General features: G+C 35.5%; 21 protein-coding genes. All 21 read left to right on the top strand.

The window, feature by feature from the left end:
* Positions 1-426 precede the first annotated feature (426 nt).
* The 21 genes from ESZ26_RS07225 (at position 427) to ESZ26_RS07125 (ending at position 25,530) form a co-directional block, all read left to right on the top strand.
* The gene (locus ESZ26_RS07225) at positions 427-3,126 is read left to right on the top strand and encodes an SLBB domain-containing protein (RefSeq protein ID WP_170246329.1); all 2,700 of its coding nucleotides are present in this window, start codon (positions 427-429) and stop codon (positions 3,124-3,126) included.
* Between the two features lie 211 nt (positions 3,127-3,337).
* Positions 3,338-3,631, top strand: a complete 294-nt coding sequence (locus tag ESZ26_RS07220; protein WP_146799075.1) for a hypothetical protein — start codon at positions 3,338-3,340, stop codon at positions 3,629-3,631.
* A gap of 13 nt (positions 3,632-3,644) precedes the next feature.
* A complete protein-coding gene (locus tag ESZ26_RS07215; protein WP_146799074.1) occupies positions 3,645-3,929 on the top strand; it encodes a GIY-YIG nuclease family protein in 285 nt (94 codons plus the stop codon).
* Positions 3,930-5,025: 1,096 nt separating this feature from the next.
* Positions 5,026-6,153 carry a polysaccharide export protein gene (locus ESZ26_RS07210; RefSeq protein WP_146799073.1) on the top strand — a complete coding sequence of 376 codons (1,128 nt, stop codon included), beginning with the start codon at positions 5,026-5,028 and terminating at the stop codon, positions 6,151-6,153.
* A gap of 5 nt (positions 6,154-6,158) precedes the next feature.
* Positions 6,159-6,608, top strand: a complete 450-nt coding sequence (locus tag ESZ26_RS07205) for a low molecular weight protein-tyrosine-phosphatase (protein WP_146799168.1) — start codon at positions 6,159-6,161, stop codon at positions 6,606-6,608.
* 69 nt (positions 6,609-6,677) lie between these two features.
* Positions 6,678-8,921 (top strand): polysaccharide biosynthesis tyrosine autokinase, encoded by a 2,244-nt coding sequence (locus ESZ26_RS07200; RefSeq protein WP_146799072.1) that lies wholly within the window; start codon positions 6,678-6,680, stop codon positions 8,919-8,921.
* Positions 8,922-9,129: 208 nt separating this feature from the next.
* Positions 9,130-9,648, top strand: coding sequence for a transcription/translation regulatory transformer protein RfaH (gene rfaH, locus ESZ26_RS07195; protein ID WP_146799071.1), 519 nt, complete (start codon positions 9,130-9,132; stop codon positions 9,646-9,648).
* A 578-nt stretch (positions 9,649-10,226) separates the two neighbouring features.
* Complete coding sequence (locus ESZ26_RS07190) at positions 10,227-11,417, top strand: UDP-N-acetylglucosamine 4,6-dehydratase (RefSeq protein ID WP_146799070.1); 1,191 nt, start codon at positions 10,227-10,229, stop codon at positions 11,415-11,417.
* 28 nt (positions 11,418-11,445) lie between these two features.
* The gene (locus ESZ26_RS07185; RefSeq protein ID WP_146799069.1) at positions 11,446-12,603 is read left to right on the top strand and encodes a LegC family aminotransferase; all 1,158 of its coding nucleotides are present in this window, start codon (positions 11,446-11,448) and stop codon (positions 12,601-12,603) included.
* 1 nt (position 12,604) lies between these two features.
* The gene (neuC, locus tag ESZ26_RS07180; RefSeq protein ID WP_146799068.1) at positions 12,605-13,759 is read left to right on the top strand and encodes a UDP-N-acetylglucosamine 2-epimerase; all 1,155 of its coding nucleotides are present in this window, start codon (positions 12,605-12,607) and stop codon (positions 13,757-13,759) included.
* A 1-nt stretch (position 13,760) separates the two neighbouring features.
* Entirely contained in the window at positions 13,761-14,840 is a 1,080-nt protein-coding gene (neuB, locus tag ESZ26_RS07175; RefSeq protein ID WP_146799067.1) for an N-acetylneuraminate synthase, read from the top strand.
* Positions 14,837-15,760, top strand: coding sequence for a methionyl-tRNA formyltransferase (locus tag ESZ26_RS07170; RefSeq protein ID WP_146799066.1), 924 nt, complete (start codon positions 14,837-14,839; stop codon positions 15,758-15,760). The genes neuB and ESZ26_RS07170 overlap by 4 nt, the downstream gene beginning before the upstream one ends.
* A 3-nt stretch (positions 15,761-15,763) precedes the next feature.
* The gene (locus ESZ26_RS07165; protein ID WP_146799065.1) at positions 15,764-16,819 is read left to right on the top strand and encodes a nucleotidyltransferase family protein; all 1,056 of its coding nucleotides are present in this window, start codon (positions 15,764-15,766) and stop codon (positions 16,817-16,819) included.
* Entirely contained in the window at positions 16,816-17,541 is a 726-nt protein-coding gene (locus ESZ26_RS07160; RefSeq protein WP_146799064.1) for an acylneuraminate cytidylyltransferase family protein, read from the top strand. The genes ESZ26_RS07165 and ESZ26_RS07160 overlap by 4 nt, the downstream gene beginning before the upstream one ends.
* Before the next feature lies 1 nt (position 17,542).
* A complete protein-coding gene (locus ESZ26_RS07155; protein WP_146799063.1) occupies positions 17,543-18,658 on the top strand; it encodes a hypothetical protein in 1,116 nt (371 codons plus the stop codon).
* A complete protein-coding gene (locus tag ESZ26_RS07150; protein WP_211361207.1) occupies positions 18,658-20,160 on the top strand; it encodes a lipopolysaccharide biosynthesis protein in 1,503 nt (500 codons plus the stop codon). The genes ESZ26_RS07155 and ESZ26_RS07150 overlap by 1 nt, the downstream gene beginning before the upstream one ends.
* Before the next feature lie 52 nt (positions 20,161-20,212).
* Positions 20,213-21,838, top strand: coding sequence for an aldolase catalytic domain-containing protein (locus tag ESZ26_RS07145; RefSeq protein WP_146799062.1), 1,626 nt, complete (start codon positions 20,213-20,215; stop codon positions 21,836-21,838).
* Positions 21,839-21,845: 7 nt separating this feature from the next.
* Positions 21,846-22,583, top strand: coding sequence for a 3-deoxy-manno-octulosonate cytidylyltransferase (locus ESZ26_RS07140; RefSeq protein ID WP_146799061.1), 738 nt, complete (start codon positions 21,846-21,848; stop codon positions 22,581-22,583).
* The gene (locus ESZ26_RS07135) at positions 22,570-23,232 is read left to right on the top strand and encodes an HAD family hydrolase (protein ID WP_146799060.1); all 663 of its coding nucleotides are present in this window, start codon (positions 22,570-22,572) and stop codon (positions 23,230-23,232) included. The genes ESZ26_RS07140 and ESZ26_RS07135 overlap by 14 nt, the downstream gene beginning before the upstream one ends.
* Positions 23,225-23,977: a hypothetical protein gene (locus ESZ26_RS07130; protein WP_146799059.1), complete on the top strand. Its 753-nt coding sequence runs from the start codon at positions 23,225-23,227 to the stop codon at positions 23,975-23,977. Before ESZ26_RS07135 ends, ESZ26_RS07130 begins: the two co-directional genes overlap by 8 nt.
* Complete coding sequence (locus tag ESZ26_RS07125; RefSeq protein WP_146799058.1) at positions 23,977-25,530, top strand: glycosyltransferase family protein; 1,554 nt, start codon at positions 23,977-23,979, stop codon at positions 25,528-25,530. Before ESZ26_RS07130 ends, ESZ26_RS07125 begins: the two co-directional genes overlap by 1 nt.
* Positions 25,531-25,593: the final 63 nt, after the last annotated feature.

The raw sequence follows: 25,593 nt of genomic DNA, 5'->3' as shown, positions 1-25,593 counted from the left end.
CTAAGATAAGTGAAAATTACAGTTAAATATTATTATTTTAATTCGCTAAAAACATTTTGAAATATTGAAAAAAGTTCTTTGCGCTGTAATTATTGTCAAATTTATTTGCGAAAGTCAGCGTGTGTTATACCTGTGCTTGCCATGAAAGGCAATAGTTCGGCAGCGAGATTTGATTAAGCAGATGTAATGTTTTAGTTACCTTTGTGATTTCTCAGAAAGAAAATAATAAACTGACAGCGCTAAAATGAATTATTTGGCGTTATAAAAGGTAAGCAAGTTACTTTATTCAATAGCTCGTTACTGATAAACTCTACCCGTTAATTTCAGAACTTATTTAGTCGATATATTGAACCATTATTCAGATATATGGTTTGTAAATATTTAGCTAATGTTACGCCTCGCATTTATAGGAAATTTATTGCCCCAATGATGAACATTACTCGCTATCTTATAGCAACCTTTTTACTTTTTGCGCTTTCTTTAAATTTACATGCCCAGCAAGTGTCTGCTCAGCAAATAGAGCAATTTAAAAAGTTACCTAAAACTCAGCAACAAGCATTAGCTAAAAGTATGGGCATCGATTTAAATGCCATTGAAGCACAGTTATCCGGCAGTAATGTACAAAATTCTCCTATTAATACATTAATAACGCCACGTGATATTAATAGCTTTAACAATGACAACCTTAAAGTTAAAGATGCCGAGGAAACTGAGAAAGCTGAAGCGATTTTTAAAACATTACCGCGTTTCGGCTTAGATGTATTTGCTAATGCCCCAGCAACTTTTTCTCCGGTAATGGATATTGCCATACCAGAAGGGTATATTTTAGGTACCGGAGACTCAGTATCAATACAGGTTTTTGGTAAAGAAAACCGCGAAATGCAATTAACGGTAACACGTGAAGGGGAGTTGGTTTTCCCTACCTTGGGACCTATTAGCGTAGCAGGACTCACTTTCTCAGAATTAAAATCTTTTGTTGTCAGCAAAATCCAACAAAAAATCATCGGTGTAAATGTAGTGGTTAGCCTGGCTGAATTACGCTCGATGCGTATCTTTGTTTTAGGTGAAGCATACAAACCCGGACCCTACACCTTAAGTTCACTATCTTCCGTTACCCATGCTATTTTTGCTGCCGGTGGTGTTAGTGATATTGGCTCATTAAGAAATATTCAAGTAAAACGTTCAGGTAAGCTGATTCAACAAGTCGATTTATATGACTTATTGATTGAAGGTGATTCATCAAGTGATATTTTATTACAATCTGGCGATGTCGTTTTTATTCCACCACAAGGCAAGTCAGTGTCAATTGCCGGCGAAGTTAGACGCCCTGCTATTTATGAATTAAGCCAAGCAGACGATTTTGCCAGTGTTATCAAAATGGCTGGCGGACTTTTACCGGCGGCTTACCCAAAATCTACTATCGTTGAGCGTTATAACAAAAGCGATTTACGCAGTATTTTAAATATTGATTTATCTGATAAAAGCCAAAAAGCTGAAAAAGTACAAGCAGGCGACTTTATCCGAGTATTAAAAAGCTCAGACTTATATGTTGATTCAATTACCTTAATAGGCGCTGTAGCGCGTCCAGGTAAATACCAGTTACAAAATAACATGTTGTTATCTGACGTTATTACCAATGCCGACTCTCACCTATTACCTTACGCCGATTTAAATTACGGCATTATTGTTAGAGAAGTTGATAGCGCGCGTAATATTGAAATTTTACAGTTTAATTTAGTTAAGGTTTTTGCTGATAAAAGTTCTAAGAGCAATATTCAACTGAGCAGTAATGATAAAATTATCATCTTCTCTAAAGCCTTTAAGTTTTCTGAAGAACAATTTTTATTAGATGAACTGGCCTACACCCAAGAAGAGCTTTTAGCGAAAGAAAGAAACTTAGCGATTGAAACCAGTAAGCAAAAAGAGTTTTGGGAAATCCATGAACAAAACGATGTTATGGCCGAGACTAAAGATGAAAAAATCTATACCTCTATCGATAATATTAATAGCGGCGCAGAGCATGACAATGTAACCATTCGTGAAATGGCATTATTTTCTCGTCAACGTTTACTTGTGCCTATTGTTAACAAACTCCGTTACCAAGCTGGTGTGGGTGAAGCGGTAAAGTTAATTGAAATTGATGGCGAAGTTAAATTTCCGGGCGTTTATCCATTAGGAAAAGGGGCTCGCGTAATCGATTTAATTTTAGCGGCCGGTGGCGTTAAAGAGTCAGCGTATTTATCAAGAGCTGAGTTAACACGTAACGAAATGAGCGGTATTAACTCGGTAAAAACTTCTAAAAATATTCATTTAGTTAATGCCCTAAACAATATCGAACAAGACAATATTTTACTAAGAAGCAAAGACCGCCTTAATATTCACCGTATCCCTTCATGGAGTGCGAATCATGTTATTGAGTTGCGCGGCGAAGTCCTTTTTCCGGGTAAATATACAGTAAGTCGTGGTGATAGCTTATCAAGCATTATCAATAAAGCCGGAGGATTAACGGCTTTTGCAGACCCTAATGGCTCTGTCTTTTCAAGAACAAAGTTAAAACAACTTGAAAAACAAAATTTAATTAAAGTAAGTGCCGACTTACGTATTGAAATGGCAACTAAGTCTTTATCAAGTAACAGTGGTATAACTTCATATAGTGAAATTCAATCGTTACTAGCAGACCTCTCTAAGGTAGAGCCACTAGGGCGTTTAGTTATTAACTTACCGCAAGTTATTGCCAAAAATGATTATGATATTGCAATAGAAGGCGGCGATGTACTTTACATCCCAACGCAGAACCGCTCAATTAATGTTATGGGACAAGTGCAAGTGAACAGCTCGCATATGTTTGATTCATCAAGCAGTGTTGAAGACTACATAACACAAAGCGGCGGCTTAAAAAAACGTGCTGATGATGAGAGAATTTATATTATTTCATCAAATGGCAGTATCAAAATGTTTGAAGAAAGCAATTGGTTTAGCGGTGGTGCTGACTCAGCTTTAAAACCAGGTGACTCAATTGTTGTACCACTTGATTCAGAGTACATGAACAATTTAACCTTGTGGACAACAGCCACAACGATTATGTATAACACAGCGGTTGCAATAGCGGCAATTAGTGGACTGTAAAGTTTCAAGCTATATTTAAAAAATCAACGGCATTGTTAATACAATGCTGTTTTTACTTACTCCTCAACAATACCTCACGATAAACATTGCCCTGATAATTTTTAATGATGTATGGCATATATTTTAAATTTAACCTGACACTGACAAAACAATAAAGCTCTACTACAATATTAACCATATGTAAAAATAATGTTAATAAATGGGGCTTAGTATGAATACATTAGTTTATATTTATATATTACAGTCGGTCGATGGTAGCTACCACACCGGCTGCTGTGATGAGCTTGCAATAGTGTTAGCAAAATACGATAAATATCACCAACTGTTAGTAGGTACCGAAATAAAGCCCCCGGTAAAACTTGTCCACCAACAAAAATTTAAAACTGAACAAGAAGCAAGACTGATAGAAAATGAAATTAGAAGATGGACTAAAAAGCAAAAACAATTCCTGATTAATAACGACTGGCCAGAAATATCAAAACTAGCAAAAAAATTTATCTACTGACAAGGTCGTCAAGATGAAACAGCCACATATCTATATAATGACAAATGTAAAAAACACCACACTATACATAGGTGTAACGAGTCAATTAGCCCAAAGAGTCTATCAACATAAATCCAAACTGACCTTAGGCTTCACCCATAAATATAACCTAAATAAATTAGTATATTTTGAGTCATTCGAAACTATGTATGATGCGATAACAAGAGAAAAGCAACTTAAAAACTGGCGAAGAGCCTGGAAGAAAAACTTAATAGAACAAATAAACCCCAATTGGCAAGATCTCAGTAAAGACCTATAAAAAGCAAAGCTAACACGAAAGATCCCTAAGTGATCCTAAAGTAACCACATTCATCCTGCGCATGTACTTAGTCATCCTGACACCGACACCCTGACACACCAACCGTCATCCTGATACCCCAACCGTCATCCTGACACCCCAACCGTCATCCTGAACTTGTTTCAGGATCTGTACTTAACCAACAAAAACCAGATACTGAAACAAGTTCAGCATGACGAGAATAGGAGAACATCAACCTGAAACCGACACCGTCACCCTAAAGCCTCCAGCGTCATCTTGATACCTCCACCGTCATCCTGAACTCGTTTCAGGATCTGTACTTGACCAACAAAGACCAGATACTGAAACAAGTTCAGCATGACGAGAATAGGGGAGCAACAACCTGAAGCCGACACCGTCACCCTAAAGCCCCAACCGTCATCCTGAAGCCGACCCGTTATCTTAAGCCTCCATCGACATCCTGATACCTCCACCGTCATCCTGAACTCGTTTCAGGATCTGTACTTAACCAACAAAAACCAGATACTGAAATAAATTCAGCATGACGAGAATAGGGCAGCATCAACCTAAAACCGACACCGTCACCCTAAAGCCGACCCGTCATCCTGATACTGAAACAAGTTCAGCATGACGGTTTCAGGATCTGTACTTAACCAACAAAAACCAGATACTGAAACAAGTTCAGCATGACGACAAGGGATAACAGGTTATACATACACTGAAACAAATTCAGCATGACGATAAGGGATAACATGTCATACAGAGACTGAAATATACTAACCATGACAACATCAGAACTCTGTATCCTGAACTTTCCTCTTTTTCTGACTAGACAAGACTTATTAACTTGCGTATTATTCTGCGCAATACAGCTTTAACTCTCTAGGCTCCATACCTTCATATATTGAAATGTATATGTCGTTTAGATGAAAGCACGCAATTACACTTGTATGCTAATTAATATGGTGTTTAAGAAGACTATAATAATAAAGCGAGAACTGTACGCATTGTTAAGATGTTTTTACAATAAACATCAAAAATTTCAAAACAACACGGCAGTTGACTTACTTAGCGAAGGATTGAATAAACTTACACGATGTTAAAATACTCTAAAAAACTAGTTGTCTCATTGTCATTATTGATGCTGAGTAGTTGTAGTATGATCCCTGGCAGTCATATGGAAGGGGTTGATGTTGAACCTGAGACTTCTACGCTAGCGCAAGACTTATCGAATGTTAATATCTCCATTATTGACTCGGCACTTATCTCTCAATTAAAAGACAACCAACAAGCTTACACTAAAGCTAAAAAGCATAGCCCAATGGCCATCGAAGGTTATGATTATGTGCTAGGTATTGGTGATGTTTTATCTATTGGCGTCTGGGATCATCCCGAATTGACTATCCCAGCAGCTGTTCAAAGAACCGCTGCGTTTGACGGTTTTAGAATTCAAGCCGATGGCACCATTACCTATGCTTATGCCGCTAATGTACCCGCTGCTGGTAAAACCATTCGACAATTACACGCGATATTAGTATCAAAACTAAGCCGAGTGATTGAAAAACCACAACTAGATATAAAAATAGTCGGTTTTAATAGCCAAAGAGCTTATGTTACTGGCGAAGTAAACAAACCAGGCGTATACCCAGTTACCGAAATTCCCCTGACCATAATCGACGCACTTAACCAAGCGGGCGGTTTAAGTGCAAGAGCTGATTGGCGTACAGTCACTTTTACACGAAACAATGAAACTGAAATCATTAAGCTAGACGACTTTTATACCAAAGGCGATATCACTCAAAACCGTTTACTAAAACACGGTGATATCCTCCATGTAAGTCGCACCGACAATCAAAAAGTATTTGTTCTTGGCGATGTAAACAAAGCCGGTAGCATTGAAATTAATCGTTATGGTTTAAGCCTTGCTGAAGCGTTAAGTGACGTAGGCGGTTTAAACGAACAAACGGCCAATGCCAACGGTGTATTCGTATTACGTAAACGCCCAGACAACCAAGAAGGCATTATTGCTGATGTTTATCAATTACATGCACAAAACGTAATTGCACTGGTATTAGCCGATCAATTTAAATTACAGCCTCGCGACATCGTATACGTTACCACAGCGCCTATTGCCCGTTGGAATCGTTTAATCAGTCAACTTGTACCTACTATTACAGCACTTGAAAAGATTTCCAATGTTAAAACAGATGGCAATTTCTTCTAATGGCGATGTTTAATAATATTTTAGTTGTTTGTGCTGGTAATATTTGTCGAAGCCCTACGGGTGAATACCTTTTAAAAGACAAATTAAAAGAGAAGTTGGGCGGCGAAAGCCATATAAAAATTTCTTCAGCAGGCCTAACTGCATTGGTCGGTAATAGCGCAGAAGCAACGGCAACCAGTATTGCCTTAAGTAATAATATTGATATGAGTGGCCATAAAGGCAGACAACTCAGTTCAGCATTAATTGCCGAAAATGATCTGATTTTAGTGATGGAAGAACGTCACTTAAGCGATTTGTTAGGTAAATATCCACAGGCCAGGGGAAAAACCTTCTTGTTAGGAAAATGGATTGATAATACTGAAATCCCTGATCCTTACCGTCAAAGTCAAGAAGCGTTCGAGCATGTTTATCAATTAGTTGATAAAGCCTGTTCTGCTTGGACCAAATACCTTTAAACCAGAACTTAAACTTAACGTAAAACAAAAAGTTTAAAGTCAGTTACATTTATTAAAAGTACACTTAATATGTCAATCAATGAAAATATAGCTCAGCCAACAGTCAAAAATCAGCAAAGTATCAATGCAGCAGCCAACGAAATTGACTTAATGTCACTTTTTGGCGCGTTAGTCGATCGTAAGTTTTTTATCTGTATCACTACGGCTATCTTTATGCTGGTCGGTGTTGCTGTCGCCATGTTTTCAACGCCTATCTATAAAGCAACGGCAATGATCCAAGTCGAAGAAAGTGGCGGTTCAGTCCCCGGCTTAGACGACATGGCGGGCATGTTTGAAAGTAGCTCTAAATCAATAACCGAAATTGAGCTATTAAAATCACGCTCTGTTATTGGTGAAGCAGTAGATAAACTGCAGTTAGACATAGTCACACAGCCCAATTTATTTCCTATTATTGGTGGTCGTAGCTTTCGAAAATTCAATCCTATTAACCCTAATGATGTCGCAGAAGCTAAGTTTGGCGCGACAAGTTATGCATGGGGTGGTGAGAAGATTAACGTGTTTCGTTTTGACATCCCTAAATATGCCATCAATAAAGCATTTGTTGTGCAAGCAGGTCAAAATAATACTTTTACGCTTTACTCAGGAGCGGGCGAAAAAATTCTAACCGGTAAAGTCGGCGAAGAAGTCACCAATGGTGTTTATACGCTAACCATTAAAACATTAATAGCCCGAGCGGGTACAGAATTTATTGTTTCTCGTAAAGACCGATTAAATACCATTCTTGATTTACAAGCGGCTATTGGCGCCAGTGAAAAAGGCAAAGATTCAGGCATAGTTAATTTAAGCTTTCAACATCAAAACCCAGAATATAGCCGAAGGGTGTTAGATGAAATAGCCCAAATATATGTACGCCGCAATGTTGAACGTAACTCTGCTGAAGCTAAAAAATCACTCGATTTTTTAGAAGTACAATTACCTGAAATTAAAAAAGAATTAGAACGCTCAGAAGCCTTATTTAATGATTACCAGAAAAATCAAAAATCGGTCAATATCACTTTAGAAACACAAGGCGTATTAGAGCAAATCGTTGAGCTTGACACTAAGTTACAAGAATTAGACTTAGAACGTTTAGCGATGTCACGAAAATTCAAACGTAACCACCCTAATTATCAAGGTATTGTTGAACAAATATCCGCAGTACAAAAACAACGCGATGGCTTAGCTAAAAAAATAGCGAATTTACCTGAGATGCAACAAAAACTCTTGGGCTTAAAGCGCGATGTTGAAGTAGGTAACGAAATTTACATGATGCTGTTAGGCAAAGTGCAAGAGTTAGATATTGTCCGTGCCGGTACTGTCGGTAATGTCCGTATCATTGATGTCGCTGAAGTGAATACTACTAAACCAGTAAAACCTAAAAAATCATTAATTGCGGTTATGGCAACCATGCTAGGCGGTATGCTAGCGATAGCGATAGTACTGATACAAAAAGCACTACATAAAGGGGTTGAAGACCCAAGCGAAATAGAAGCGATTGGCATGCCAGTATATGCCAGTGTGCCTTTTTCAGCCTATCAAGACAAATTGTCAGATTTAATGATTGGCAAGAAAAGAAAAAAACAAACAGGAAAAAAGGTATTAGCGGTAGATAACCCGGCAGATTTATCGATAGAGGCATTGCGTAGCTTACGTACTAGCCTGCACTTTGCCATGATGGAAGCAAAAAATAATGTTATTGCTATTTCTGGTCCTTCTCCAGGGGTCGGTAAGTCTTTCATATCAACGAACTTAGGTGTAGTGCTCGCGCAGAGTGGTCAGAAAGTGTTATTGATAGATGCGGATATGCGTAAAGGTTATATCCATAAGCATTTTGACTTCGCATGGAAAAATGGCTTGTCTGAATATTTATCAGGACAACAAACCCTAGAGCAAGTGACTAAGTCGACTGATGTAGCAGGGTTCGACATCATTACCCGTGGTCAAGTACCGCCCAACCCTTCTGAGTTACTGATGCATGCTAATTTCAGTAAGTTAATTGCAGAAATAAAAACACAATACGATATTATCATTATCGATACACCGCCTATTTTAGCAGTAACCGATCCAGCCATTGTTGGCGGCCATGCCGGAAGTATGTTGCTAGTGACGCGCTTTGGTCAAAATGGTATTAAAGAAATAGATTATGCTCGCCAACGTTTTGAACAAAACGGTATCGATGTAAAAGGGGTGGTATTCAACGGTGTGCTAAAAAAAGCCAGTAACGCTTACGGATATTACGGATACTCAAACTACGAGTATAAATCAGATAAGTAACCCAGCAGTTACGTCATTCCAGTAGTGTACACAATCACGTCATTCCAGTTATTACTTAGGCTGGAATCTAGAAAGCAGCTGCGCCATTGCTTCAGTGTATAGTATCGTCATTACAGTAGTGCATTAAGCTAGAATCTAGAAAGTAGTGACGTCATTCCAGTTATAACTTAAGCTGGAATCCATAACTAAAAGAACATGAAGTATAAGTATGTCAAACATAAAGAAACATAATTGGTTTTTATTAACCAGTAAACCACGCGAAGAACAGCGTGCTTTTGACAACTTAAGTAACCAAGGCTATGAAGTTTTTTTACCTAAAATAGCCAAGGTAACAAATAGACAAGGAGTTAAGTCGGTATCATTGCAGCCACTATTCCCAAATTATCTATTTATTAACCTTGATCTAAGCGAGGCAAATTTTAATGCTATTCGCTCAACGCGAGGTGTTGGTAGTTTTGTTCGCTTTGGCTTAAATTATGCGACACTGAACGAGAATTTAATCAAAGAAATAAAACAAAACATTGAGGGCAGTGACCATAAATCATTAGATGATTTACTCACTTACCAACAAGGTGAAAAAGTACAAGTCACCCAAGGCCCGTTTAAGGGTCTAGAAGCCATTTATAAAACCAAAGATGGCCTAGAGCGATGCATTATATTAATTAAAATGCTCGGTCAAGAAAGTGAAGTAGCAATAGAAAATCAAGCAATAGAAAAACTCGATTAATAAAGCACGTTGCATAAGTAAATCTTTAGATGTTTGTATATTTTATGATATTTAGCCTTACGTTATGGCTGAATGTATAAAAAATAATAATTATTTCCCCAAAATGCTGAGATTTAAAATGCCTATTGGAGCTAAACCAAAGGGCGGAAGCGTGTCAAAAACACACAGGTAAAATAGTTGTTATTAATTGATGAGTATCAAAAGGTGACTCTACTAATTAAAACCTTCCGTAATTGCGGCACAGGCCGCAATCTAAAAACCCATGAAGGTGATACTGGCAAAAGACTGTGCTTTAAATCCGTCTGACTATGATGGGAAGGGTCTAAGACCTAAAATCAACCAGAGCCTGAGTGATGACTAGAGTCAGTATTTAAATCAAAGTTAGCTATCTTGTAGAGTCTGAAATTATTCGAAGAGTATACTTTGAAATAAAACACAAAACATTTTTAGTGGCAACTGAGAACTAAAGAAATATCTTAGTTAATCAATTTAAAATAACAATTTAAGTATAATATAATGAAAAAGTGCATAGTAGAAACTAAATATTTAATAGATATAAAAGGAACTTGGGGATAATTATGACATCAATTCTGTCTCTTATTGGACGTGATAAAGAACTTTTTACTGCTGATATTAATAGTAATGAAATGGTTTTGGCTGAGGTTGTTGCTAATTCAACTTTTTTAGTACTTGGTGGTGCAGGGTCAATCGGGCAAGCAGTCACAAAAGAAATATTCAAACGTAACCCAAAAAAGCTACATGTTGTTGATATTAGTGAAAACAACATGGTTGAATTAGTACGTGATATCCGTAGTTCTTTTGGTTATATCAACGGTGACTTTCAAACGTTTGCCTTAGATATTGGCTCGATAGAGTATGATACTTTCATAAAAGCGGACGGTAAATATGATTACGTATTGAACCTTTCAGCATTAAAACATGTTCGTAGTGAAAAAGATCCTTATACATTAATGCGTATGATTGATGTAAATATTTTTAATACTGAAAAAACAATGAAGCAAGCAGCAGAAAAAGGCAGCAAAAAATATTTTTGTGTGTCTACTGATAAAGCGGCTAACCCTGTTAATATGATGGGTGCATCAAAACGTATTATGGAAATGTTTTTAATGCGACGTAGTGCCGATATTGCTATATCAACAGCTCGCTTTGCTAACGTTGCCTTCTCAGATGGTTCATTATTACATGGCTTTAATCAACGCATTCAAAAACGTCAGCCTATTGTTGCCCCTAAAGATATTAAGCGTTACTTTGTTACCCCTCAAGAATCGGGTGAGCTTTGTTTAATGTCATGTATCTTTGGCGAAAATAGAGATATATTTTTCCCTAAACTTAGTGAGTCACTGCACCTAATTACTTTTGCGGATATTGCAGTAAAGTATTTGGCCAATTTAGGTTATAAACCTTATTTGTGTGAATCAGAAGATGAAGCAAGAGAGCTGGTTAAAACATTACCCGATAAAGGGCAATGGCCTTGTTTATTCACTGATAGTGACACAACGGGTGAAAAAGATTTTGAAGAATTTTTTACTGACAATGAAACGCTCGATATGGAACGATTTGAAAACTTAGGCGTAATCAAAAATGAAGCTTTATTTGATCCTGAATTAGTCAACGAATTTGAACAAACCATCGCAAAGTTAAAGCAAGATCAAGCTTGGACTAAAGATAAAATTGTTGAACTGTTCTTTAAAATGATCCCTGCCTTTGGTCATAAAGAAACAGGAAAATACCTAGACAGTAAAATGTGATAAATATAAGAGTACGTAAGATAATACTATGCATAAAAAATTAGTTGATTTTGTTCGAGACATATACCAAACACAAGAGTTTGTTCCTCTTCATGCGCCAACTTTTGGTGGTAATGAAAAAAAGTATGTGAATAACACGCTTGATAGCACATTTGTTTCCAGCGTTGGTCAGTATGTCGATCAATTTGAACAACAAATAGAAGCCTATACGGGAACAGCCAAAGCGATAGCAACCGTTAATGGCACTGCAGCTTTGCATACAGCGCTATATATGGCAGGTGTGAAATCAGGTGATCTTGTTATAACTCAAGCATTAACTTTTGTTGCCACTTGTAATGCTTTGTATTACATGGGTGCAGAGCCTGTCTTTGTTGATGTGTCCAAGGTCAGCCTAGGATTATGCCCTAAAGCGTTAGCGTGTTACCTAGAAGAGTATGCTTATATCAATAATGATGGTTTCAGTCAGCACAAGGTTACTCAACAGGTATTTCGTGCAGTAGTCCCAATGCATACTTTTGGTCATCCTGTCGAGCTTGATGAACTAATGACTGTTTGTGCTAAGTGGAATATTGCTTTAGTGGAAGATGCCGCTGAGAGTTTAGGTTCTTTTTATAAAGGACAACACACTGGAACCTTTGGTTCTTTTAGTGCAGTCAGTTTTAATGGTAATAAAGTTATTACCACTGGTGGTGGCGGCATGGTTTTATGCAAAAACTATGACGAAGGCATGCATACTAAGCATGTAACTACTACAGCAAAAGTACCTCACCCTTATGAATTCTTTCATGATGAACCAGGTTTTAACTACCGTTTACCCAATTTAAATGCTGCGTTAGGCTGTGCACAAATGGAAGTGTTACCTACCTTTCTAAAGCAAAAAAGAACTTTAGCGCTGCAATATAAGAATTTATTTAAGGACTCAGACTTTAAATTTATTGAAGAACCTGAATATGCTCAATCAAATTACTGGTTAAATGCGATAATTTGTCCTGATGTAGCTAGCCGTGAAATATTAATAAAAAAAACGAATAAAAACGGTGTTATGACACGTCCAATATGGAAATTAATGCATCGGTTGCCTATGTTTGAAAATGCCAAACGCGGCTCTCTCGAAAACTCTGAATTTATTGAAGCTAGGCTGATTAATATACCTAGCTCTCCCTCAATAAACTTGGATAAATTATAAAATGATAAAAAAAATAGGTATTGTAACTGGTACAAGAGCTGACTTTGGCTTGTTGTATAGAACAATAGATTTATTACAAAAAGATGAACGTTTTGAAACTAATGTTTTTGCTTGCGGCACTCACTTGTCACCTGAGTATGGAATGACAATTTCAGAGCTAGAGTCTAAGGGGATAAGCAATGTTATAGCTGTGGAAATGCTATTATCCACATCAAGTGGTGTGGGAATTGCTAAGTCGGTTGGTTTAGCCACAATTTCATTTGCAGATGCTTTTTCGCATGCAAACTTAGATTGTTTGCTTATATTGGGGGACCGATATGAAATTTTAGCTGCGGCACAAAGTGCAATGTTTTTAAATATCCCTATTGCTCATATCCATGGTGGCGAAGTTACTGAAGGTGCATTTGATGATTGTATCCGCCACTCCCTTACAAAAATGGCAAATATACATTTTCCAGTTGCGGAACAATTCGCAGATCGTATAAAACAACTTGGTGAAGAAGATAACTCGATACACGTAGTTGGTTCCCCAGGTGTGGATAATATTGTAAATGAACCAAGGCTAACATTGCCTGAATTAGAAGAAAGTTTAGGTTTTTCATTAGAAAAACGGTGCGCGCTAGTCACCTACCACCCTGTAACAAAAGCTAAGAATGAAGGTGAAAATGATATAACAAGCTTAGTTAATGCAATAAAGGCAAGGTCTGAACTTGATTATATTATTACATATCCTAATGCAGATGGCTGTGGGAAACAAATTATTGAACAGTGGAAAGAAATTGAGCATTTAACTAATGTTCATATTGTTCCATCACTTGGTTTTTTGAGGTACCTTTCAGTTATGGAACATGTAGATTGTGTTATTGGCAATTCATCTAGTGGTATTATTGAAGCCCCGAGTTACAAAGTAGGTACTATAAACATTGGCTCTAGACAAGCGGGTAGACCAAGATCAGAACTGATTTTAGATGTTGATATGGATGAAGAGGCAATCAAGCAAGCAATCACTGAGTGTTGCTCTAAAGAGTTTAAAGAAAGAGCTAACGACATTGTCAATCCATATGGTGAAGGAGATACTGCGAATAGAATAGTAAGCACTCTTGCATTACTTGATTTAGCATCATTTGGTTTTAAAAAATTCATTGATAGGAATTAATATGAAAAAGGGTAAGATTTTGATCATTGCAGAAGCAGGTGTTAATCATAATGGAGACTTGGAATTAGCAAAGCAGCTGATTGATGTAGCCGCTGAAGCCGGGGCTGATATTGTAAAGTTTCAAACATTCAAAGCAAGTAAATTAGCAGCAGCAAGTGCGGTACAAGCTGAATATCAAGTGAAAAACACAGGTAAGTCAGAATCTCAGTTAGAAATGTTAAAAAAACTTGAGCTTAAATATGAAGACCATTTTTTACTTGTCGAATATTGTAAAAATAAAAACATTGAATTTTTATCAACTGCATTTGATGAAGAAAGTCTTGATTTCTTAGTTAATGATCTAGGTCAAAAACTATTGAAAATACCTTCTGGTGAAATAACCAATGCGCCATTACTCTTGGCACATGCTAAAACTGGTTTAGATATTATTCTTTCCACTGGTATGGCTACACTTTCTGAAATTGAAACCGCTTTAAGTATTATAGCTTTTGGATATTGCCATTGTACAGAAGCGCCATCTATGGATAGCTTTGGAAAAGCTTACTTTTCTGACGAAGGAAAAGCTTATTTAAAAGAAAAAGTGACAATACTGCATTGCACAACAGAATACCCAGCACCTCTATCTGATATTAACTTAAATGCAATGGCAACAATCGAACAGGCATTTAAGTTACGCGTGGGCTATTCAGATCATAGTGAAGGAGTTCTTGTTCCTACTGTTGCAGCATCAAAAGGGGCAACAATAATAGAGAAACACTTTACACTTGATCGTAATATGGAAGGACCTGACCATAAAGCCTCATTAGAGCCTAAAGAGCTTACTGAAATGATTTCTTTAATTAGAAAAGTTGAGCTAGTGGAAGGTGATGGTATTAAAGGCCCACGTCCATCAGAAATTAAAAATAAACCGATTGCTAGAAAGAGCATTGTGGCTGCTAGAAAAATAAATAAAAACGACATTATTAAAGCAGACGATATTGCTATTAAACGGCCTGGAAATGGTATTAGCCCCATTAATTATTGGGATGTTATTGGCACATTGGCAAATAAAGATTTTAATAAGGATGAGTTAATAGTATGAAAATAGGTTATTTTGCAGATGGACCATGGTCACATGAAGCAATTCAATTAATTATAGAAAGCAAAGGTTTAGAGATTTCCTATATAGTGCCAAGGTTTGATACCCAAGATCCAGTACTTAAAGAATGGGCATCAAAACTAGGCATTCCATTTATACCTTGTGAAAATGTAAATTCGGCTACTTTTATTGAAAAAATTAATGCTTTTGATGCTGATTTATTAGTCTCAATGTCTTTTAATCAAATATTGAAAAAAGAGATCATAAGTCTAGCAAAAAATGGCTTCATTAACTGTCATGCGGGCGCACTCCCTTTTTATCGAGGAAGAAATCCTCTTAATTGGGCAATCATTAATGGCGAAAAGCAATTTGGTATAACAGTTCATTATGTTGATGAAGGAATTGATACAGGTGATATTGTTGAACAGAGGTTATTCCCAATTGCACTAACAGATAATTATGCAACTCTACTCGAAAAAGCGGTAGTTGAATGTGCAAATGTACTTCATTCAGCAATTATAAAAATCAACCGTGGTAAGTTGGTCAAACAGGCCCAGTCTGATATTCACCCAGTTGGGACATACTTCGGAATAAGAACTTTTGGTGATGAATTAATTAACTTTAATTGGCCAGCAGAAAGAATTCATAATTTTATCAGAGCTATTTGTACACCAGGGCCAAATGCACGATGTTTTATCGCAGAGCAAGAGTATTCCATTATAGTTTCTGAGTTGATTCACGGCGCACCTAAGTATATAGCAACTATAGGTGAAGTTGTGGGACGAAATGATAAAGGGGTTGTAATTAAAGTTGGTGATAGCACCTTACTACTTAAAACTATGAAAAAAATAGATACTCATAAAGAAACTGAAAAGTTTATTCCATCTTTTAGAATTGGTACTCGTTTCAGAGTAAATGGATAGAACATGAGTCATAATTGGAAAAATATTCTCGTTTCATCGACTGCAACGATACAAGAAGTTCTTAAAGTTATTGACAGTGAGGCGCTTCAACTTGCCCTAGTTGTAGATACAGACAACCGACTATTAGGCACTGTAACCGATGGTGATATTCGTAGAGCATTAATTAATGCTGTTCCTTTATCGCACCAAATCTCTGAGATAATGTTTACAACCCCTACCGTTGTAAACGTTGATACTTCTAAAGAGAAAATCTTAGAGTTGATGAATGTTAAGCAGCTTCATTCTATTCCAATATTAGATGATGGTATCGTGGTTGGTTTAGAGACTATTCATCATGTTACACAAAAAAACAAATACGATAATCCTGTATTTTTAATGGCTGGTGGTTTTGGAACTAGGTTAAAACCTTTAACGGATAATTGCCCTAAACCATTATTGAAAGTAGGTGATAAGCCAATATTAGAGACAGTACTGTTAAGCTTTATAAAATCAGGGTTTCATAATTTTTATATTTCTACTCATTACCTACCCGAAATGATCCAAGAGTATTTTGGTGACGGCAGTAAGTGGGGGATATCAATAAATTATGTACATGAAGAACAGCCACTAGGTACCGGAGGCGCTTTAGGCTTATTGCCTAATAACTTACCTGAGCTACCTGTTATTATGATGAATGGAGATGTACTGACAAAAGTAGATTTGGAAGCTTTACTTGTTTTCCATAATGAAAATAATGCTGACGCAACCATGTGTGTTCGTGAATATGAATATCAAGTGCCGTTTGGTGTAATCGAAAGTGAGGGTAAAACCATTAAAAGCATGGTCGAGAAACCCATACAACGATTTCATGTTAATGCCGGTATATACGTCGTTAGTCGAAAGATTATAGAAGAAGTAAATAATAACGAAGTGGTAGATATGCCTACACTTTTGGAAAGGTATTTAGATAACAAAGTTCTTATGTTTCCATTTCATGAGTATTGGTTGGATATTGGGCGTATGGATGACTTTAAAAGAGCGCAGTCAGATATATATACTTTGGGGTTTGTAAGTGAATGATTAATGGTAAGAAAGTATGTGCTATCATACCATCTCGTGGAGGAAGTAAGCGCTTGCCAGGAAAGAATGTTTTACCTTTACATGGAAAACCTTTGATTGCTTGGACAATAGAAGCAGGACTTAACTCTCAATACATTGATCGCGTTGTAGTAAGTACAGACTGTGAGGATATAGCGAAGGTAGCGATAGATTTTGGTGCTGATGTTCCTTTTATGCGCCCTTCAGAAATAGCTACTGATACCGCCTCAACAGATAGTGTCATCTTACACTTTTTATCTACATTATCAGTCGCTAATTATCCAGATATAGTGGTTATTTTACAACCTACATCTCCTCTGCGCACAGAGCAGGATATTGATCAAGCTTTAAGCTTGCTCATTCAAAAGGAAGCTGAAGGGATTGTATCCGTGTGCGAATGCGAGCACAGTCCATTTTGGAGCAACATTCTGCCAGCAGACCTTAACATGGGAACATTTATTAAAAATGATATTAAGGGTAAAAGGAGCCAAGATCTACCACCCTGTTATAGATTAAATGGCGCAGTGTACGTTTTTACCTCTAATTCGTTTGTCAATATGCAAGGGATAAGTTATACGGATTCAGTGTTCAGCTTTATAATGCCAGGTTCACGCTCTATTGATATTGATCATGAATTAGATTTTAGATTAGCAGAAGTTATTCTAGACAATAATGAAAATAGAAACTTATCGAAAGGTATATGAATTGAAACCTGTTATTTATATTATAAGTACACCTCTATCATTAAGAGATTATAGACGTTATGGCATTGAAGAATTACAAAATAAGAATGTTGATGTTGACATAGTTGATATTTCTTCGCTAATTTATCCGGATAAATACAAGGGAAATAATGTACGAAGTTGTGATTTTTGTAATGTTTCTTATGTAAGTAAAGTACAAGATTTGGATTTGTTTATTAATCAACGTAGAGTTGATCATGTATATATAACGATTGGTTTTTTACCTAAACGTATTTTATTTAAATTAATGAAAAAAGGATCAAAAGTTGCAGTACAAATGTGGGGTCCAATACCTTTGGCACATGTTGGAACTCATCGATTCATTAGTCGAATAAAAAAACCGATAGTAATAACAAAAAAAATAATGACTAAACTTTATGAACAAGTAAAATATGGAAACATAGAATACGATTATTATTTATCTGTAGATGAAGTAAAAAATAAACAAAACATACTTTGTCATAGTTATGATTATTATCTCCACCTTTTAGACGCTAATAATGTTAAAAACCAATCTAATTCAAATAGCTCTGTTGTGTTTTTAGATCAAATGCTTCCCTATCACCCAGACTTTTCTCTTTCAGGGATAAAGAATACTATCAATAGTCGAAGTTATTATCAAAAGTTAAATGATTACTTCTCCTTCGTAGAGAATAAATTAAAAGTGAGAGTCGTTATTGCTGCTCACCCTAGAAGTATTGGAGTTGAAAACTATAGTGAGCTCTTTCAGGGCAGAGATGTGATCATTGGTATGACTAATCAATTAATTTCAGAAGCTCTATTCACAATCACTCATTATTCTACTGCAATTAACTACAGTGTGATTAATAATAAAAAAATTGTATATTTATTATCTAGTGAATTGATCTCGATAGGAATGAAAAATCAGCTAGAATTGATGGCTTTTGAAACGGATAGCGAGATTGTAAATATTGATATTACTGATGGTTTTTATCAAGGTAACAACAACAACAACAATAATAAATATAAAGAATATAAGAAAAAATATATAACCCAGAGGTGTGACGATATAACTAATGGTCAAATTATTATTAATGAATTACTAGTCAATAACTAATGAAAGAATCAAGTTTAAAGAAACGTTATGCTACAAAATTATTTGCAAGTATTATCAGTGGCGTCATAGGTGTGATAATCATTGCAATTGTGCCAAAAGCAATGGGTCCTATTGCTTATGGCCAGTTTGTCTACCTTCAGCAGTTTTTTACAAAAATTATTGGCTTTCTTGATGCAGGAAGCTCTATTGCTTTTTTTACCAAATTGTCTGCGAAACCAGAACGTAAAGAGTTAATTTCTTTTTACTTTTATTATTCATTATTTGTTGGTTTAATCTTAACTGTTTTTTTCTATGCTGTTGATCAATTTGGTGATATTCAAGCCTGGTTTCCTGACATAGATAAGGGATTTATATACTGGGGAATTGGTTTTGGTTTTTTAACTTGGTTTACTCAATTGTGTATAAAAGTATCGGATGCTTATGCTTTAACGGTAACGGTAGAATTAATTAAAATTCTACATAAAGTACTATCTCTCTGCTTATTGATCTACTTTATTTACTTCTTACATTTTGATTTAATGAAGTATTTTTATTTCCATATTATTACACTGTCTATTTTTATAGTTTGGGTAATGTATTTGTTTATTTCAAATAGTATAATCACAGTGCAAAGTATGAGCTTTGAATTTTCAAAGTTTAAATCGATATTTTCAGAGTTTGTAAGTTACTGTTCACCACTATTGATATATAGCCTTGCTGGCCTGTCTGTAGGGTTGTTTGATATATGGTTGTTGCAGAGTATTAGCGGTTCAGTAGAAACGGGGTTTTATGGCTTAGCATATTCACTTGCCACCATGTGTTTCATCTTTACAGGGGCTATGACCCCGATAATAACTCGTGAATTTAGTAAGTCATTTGAAAAAAATGATTTACTAACCATGGGTGAACTTTTCAATCGTTATATCCCTATGCTTTATAGTTTAGCAGCATACTTTGCCATATTTATTGCATTCCAGAGTGATAATGTCCTAGCCATTTTTACAGATGCAGAATTTAAAGATGCGTATTTAGTACTTGTTGTCATGGCTTTTTACCCCATTCATCAAACTTATGGGCAGCTGAGCGGTTCAATATTTTATGCAACAGGGCAAACTGCGCTATACAGAAATATAGGCTTGATTTCCATGTTACTGGGTTTTCTATTAACATTATTTTTGGTATATATACTCGAATTAAACGCATTAGGTTTAGCATTTAAAATGATTATATCTCAAATTATTGGAGTCAATATCCAGTTATATTTCAATGTTAAATTTTTAAAGCTAAGTATGTACAGATTTTTATGGCATCAAATATATGCAGTTGTTTTTTTTACAATTGCCGCTGGTTTGTCATCGATGTTTGTTGAGTTTTCGTCGCCATTAGTAAGTTTTATTGTTTCAGGCTTTATATATACTAGTTTAGTAATTATAGGCTTACTTATTTACCCTAAGTTATTTTCTGTGACAGAAAAAGAAATTCAATACGGCATAGTAAAAACTAAAGGTTTTTTACCGTTTTAATGTCATTGAGAGTAACTCATAGTTGCGTTTTATAAATTTTAAGGATACTCATATGCAAAAATCAATCAAAATATTAGATTGTACGCTCCGCGATGGCGGCTATTACAATAATTGGGATTTTGATGAAGAAGTTGTTTCATCTTATCTACATGCAGTTGCTGAGTCGCAAATTGACTTTGTTGAACTCGGCCTAAGAAATTTTACAAAGCTAGGTTTTTTTGGTGCATTTCATTATACAACGGAAGACTATTTAAATCGTCTTGGGCTTCCTGAAGGGCCATCATACGGTGTAATGGTAGATGCAAAAACTATCTTACAATCAGGAAAAAGTGTTGATGATGCAATTGATGAGCTGTTTGTTAATGCTTCAGCCAGTAAATTAAATTTAGTGAGAATTGCTGCACACTTTCATGAGGTTGAAGCGTGTGGTGCCATAGCTTGTAAATTAAAAGAGAAAGGCTACTTAGTCGGCTTTAATTTGATGCAAGCAGGAGGTAAATCTAGTGCTTTAATCACAGAAAAGGCTATGTTCATAAAGTCTTGGAATTGCATTGATGCTTTATACTTTGCAGATTCTTTGGGTAATATGGAACACGATGAAGTTTGCCGGATTATTAAAGCTATTCAATCTGTATGGCAGGGCGATATTGGTATTCATACTCATAATAACATGGGTAAAGCGTTAGATAATACGCTGACAGCTAGAACAGCAGGAGCTACATGGCTTGATGTCACAATTACGGGAATGGGAAGAGGCGCGGGTAATGCACAAACTGAAAGTTTATTAGCTGTTTTAAGTAAAGAATCAGATCTTTATCAACCAGCTACAATTTATGAACTCGTTATTAAGCACTTTGCACCAATGCAAAAAGAGTGTGGCTGGGGTTCTAATCTGCCATATTTTTTGGGAGCTCAAAATGATATTCACCCCACATATATTCAAAACTTACTAACAGGTGGAGAATACGGTGATGATGAAATAGTAGCGGCAATTGACTATCTGAGTAAGTTGGAAGGGACAACATCGTATAATGGTGATGTTTTAAAGTCTGCTATTTCATTTTCGGGAACAAATTGCATTGCAGCCGGTACAGATGTCTTAGTAGATCTCTTTGCTGATAAAGAGGTACTTGTTTTAGCAAATGGTCCTAGTACAAGAAAATATGCAAAAGAGATTGAAGCGTATATATCAAGCCGAAAGCCTGTTGTCTTATCACTTAATATTGTTACAGAAATTGATAGTAGTTTAATAGATTATTACTGTGTCTCTCATAACGCTAAATTTATATCACAAGGTAAGTTATATTCAAATTTGAATAAACCTATTATTGCGCCATTGCATAGATTTTCGTCTAACGAAAGAAGTTTATTACTAAGATCGAATGACGTACTTGATTTTGGTTTTGAAGTTGTAAGTGATCAATTCAATGTAGTAGATGATTTTTGCCAAGTCCCTTATGAGATTACAGTGGCTTATGCACTTGCAATAGCCAAGGTTGCTAACGCGAATGCCATTACAATGGTTGGAGTAGATGGATATTCATCAGGTGATCATAGACAGATGGATATGATTGACATGCTAAATATGTATATGACTTCGCAATCAATACCAGAGTTAACAGCATTGACTCCAACAACGTATCCAATCACACAAAAATCAATTTATGCACCTAAGTAGGTAGTTAATGAAAAAATATGATCATGTAATTATCATCCCAGCTCGATATAAATCATCTAGATTTCCTGGTAAGCCATTGGCTCAAATTAAGGGGAAGAGTATGATTCAAAGAGTATGGGAACGTTGCTGCCTTGCAGTTACAAGCGATATTATTTTTGTTGCTACGGACGATGAGCGAATCGCTGAACATTGTAAAGAGCTTGGTATCCAAATAATAATGACATCGAAGGATTGTATGACAGGGACAGATCGTTTATTTGATGCTTCTAAAAAAATAGATGCTATTACATATATCAATGTTCAAGGAGATGAGCCTTTACTTGATCCTCAAGATATAATTGATGTCATTGAAATGTCTAAACGTGAGCCCAATAATATAGTTAATGCTATGTGCAAGATTAATTCTGAGACTGACTTTAGAAGCTCAACTATCCCCAAGGTAGTTACCAGACCAGATGGGCGATTATTGTATATGAGTAGAGGAGCTATCCCAACATCAAAGACCTTTGAGTTTAAAGCAGCCTATAAACAAGTGTGTATATATGCGCTTCCGAAAAACAGCTTAAAAGACTTTGCTTCAGTTGAAAAGAAAACATCTCTCGAGGAAATAGAAGATATAGAAATATTGCGTTTTTTAGAGCTTGGTTATGAAGTAAGTATGATTGAGGTTTCATCTGCTTCTATAGCTGTTGATATCCCTGAAGATGTATTACGTGTAGAGGCAGCCTTAAATGAAATGTCTTAGCTCTTATTCAGTCGCTATATTTGATTGTGATGGTGTGATTTTAGATTCAAATAAGATCAAATCGGAGGCCTTCGGGTTAGCGCTTCCAGATGAAGATCCTGCTTTAGTTAAAGAGTTTGTTGAATATCATCAGCAACACGGTGGAATTTCTCGTTATATAAAGTTTGAATATTTTTTTAAACATATAAAAAAACAAACGAATTATAGTAAGGCACTAGAGTCTGCATTGACACGATATGCAGCATTAAGTAAAAAAGGTCTTTTAGAATGTTCTGAAATCCCAGGGGTTAGAGATATTCTTGAGTATCTAAACTCCATGAAAACACCTTGTTATGTGGCTTCTGGAGGTGATCAACAAGAAATTAGAGAAGTATTTAAAAGCCGAAATCTATCCATTTATTTTCATGGTGTTTTTGGTAGCCCACTTTCAAAAATTGATAACTTAGCCCAATTAAAAGTTGATGAAAAACTTATTTCACCAGGCATATTTTTTGGAGATGCCCGTAGTGATATGGAGGCAGCTAACAAGTATAGTTTGGATTTTGTCTATATTTCTGGTGTTTCTGAGTGGATTGATGGAACATTGTGTGGCTTAGAGCAAGGTTTTGATGTGTTTAATGACTTTAATCAGGTGTGCTTAAATGTTTGACGTTACAAAATTATTGAATTTTGGTGTTGGAGAAAGTAGTACATCTGAAAATAACATATGCTTTTCTTCATCAAAAGGTTTACTTAGAAAATATGAGTGGCTTGTCTTTGTGGATAGTAGAGGTTTAGAGCGAGAATGTTCTGTTGAAGAAACTTGGCTTTATAAACTTTGCAAAAGTCTTGACCTACGTGGAATCTCTTATTTAGCAGTTTCAAGACCAAAAAACATTACAGTTTTTGCTACATTAGTTAACTTCCTCAATTTAAATAATATTCATTTTAATAAATTGCTGACGAACCTTGGTTTTGTTGATTGTACACCTAAAAAACATATTTTTATAAAGGACATCAATGAGCAAACTAAAGAGTTCTTTAATGAAGATCTTGAAGTGCACATTTTTCCCCAGTATTTAGATTCAGAAGAAGAGATGATAAATTTATATAACTTGCAATACAGTGATGACTATTTGATGGAAGTGGTTAAACATCTAAATTTAAGCTTTATTGAAAGCTATTTTATTACAACACCTATAATAGATAGTTCACTAATGTTTAAGCGTAAAAGACCAGATTGTTTTTATAAACAATTAAAAGTAACTAATGAGTTTATCCACAAAATAAATTTATTATCAAATGGAAAAATTTTAAAAATGGAACCTCTATCATTATGTACATTTGATGGTGTGCACTTTACTGAATCTGATCATACAAAGTTAAGTGATGATGTAATTAAGTGGATTCTATAGTGTGCGAAGAGGAATCAAAAATATATACATCCGAAAAGTTAAAAAGTGCCTTAAATAGGTTTTCAAATGCTATTAACAAGATAAATGTTTTTGCGTATAGACAAGTATATTTACTTTCTAATGGGGTTTTAAGTCGCAATCCATACATAAATAAATTATTGGGTCGATTTTATGAAGATAGTTTTACCTCTTCAGTTGATCAAAGCTATATTTTATTATTAGCTAAGTTACTTAGTTATTATATGAAAAGCTTTGCTAAATTTTTCGTGTGGTTACTCCAAAAATTTTTTTTCTCGTTATCGGGCTATAAAAGCTCAAACTTAAATAAACATACTGAGGGCTTAGTTTTAATCGACACATACTTTGTTGTACCAAACCTGAAGCGAAATGATTATAGAGATAGAGCTTATTTAAGAAATTTAGATTTAATCCTTGAAAAGCACGGTAAGGAATATTCATATTTACCTATATTCTATGGAGAAAAAAATCCGTTTAAATATATTTCTATTTTTAATGCTTTTAAAAAAAACAATGTTGATTATATTACTGAATATGAGTTGTTAAACTTAGCTGATATTTGTAAAATCACCTGGTTTATTCTTACCTATCCATTTGTTGTTTTACGATTAGCAAAAAACCTTGAAACATCAGATAAAGATGTGGCATTAGTTAAAGATGAATTATTATTAACAATCGACCAAATTACTTGGGGTAGTTATGCTCGTTATCTAGTAGGTCGTAGAGTAGGTGAAAAAGTAAAAGATTCAAAATTAATTTCGTGGTGTGAGTATCAATCTATTCAAAAGAATTTATATAAAGGCTTACGGGATAAGAATAAATCTATTAAAATATTTGGTTGTCAATTTTTTCTTCGATTTGGTGATTGGGTAAATATTGATATTCCGAATAGTGAGGTAGATTCAGGGATCGCACCTGATCTCATTTTAGTTAATGGCAGGGCAGCTATGGTTAATGATTCGAAAGTACCCCATAAACTAGGGGCTTCTTTGAGAAATAAACCAATGTTCGGTATAGCCAATAATAATAATAATAAATCTGAATTATTCCCCATTTTGCTACTCTCTTATCTCGAGGGGGAGTCTAAAAGGTTATTACAGCTCATAGGTGATTCTGGATATAAAAATAAAAAGGTGTATGTAAAAGCACATCCAACATTAAATTTAGCTTCGTTGAAGCCATATATTAGCAACCATTGGATTATAGTGGAAGGCGATTTATATGATCGATTAGAGGATGCTAATATTGTTATCGTAACAGCATCTGGTACTGCTGCAGAAGCAGTTGTAATAGGGAAATCCGTAATTGTAATAGGAGATCCTAACGGTATCACAACCAACCCTTTACTAAACTTAGGTAAAGGTAAGATCTGGGATATTGCTGAAACATCTGAAGAAGTCACGAATGTAGCTAAAAAATTGTTAGAATATAGGGTTAGTAACGAAGAGATAGTATCACAGCTCTCTGAGAAGTATAAAAGTTTATTATTTATTGACGCAACTGACGAGGATATACTTGCTATGTTTGATTTATAGCGAGACTGACATCCTTGAACGTTGATTAAAAATAATTATTATCAACTAAAACATGAGTTTAAT

The sequence above is a fragment of the Colwellia hornerae genome (genome assembly GCF_007954355.1).
Taxonomy (GTDB): domain Bacteria; phylum Pseudomonadota; class Gammaproteobacteria; order Enterobacterales; family Alteromonadaceae; genus Colwellia_A; species Colwellia_A hornerae.
Note: the sequence above shows the minus strand (reverse complement) of the source record. Positions and strands in the feature narration are given on the sequence as shown.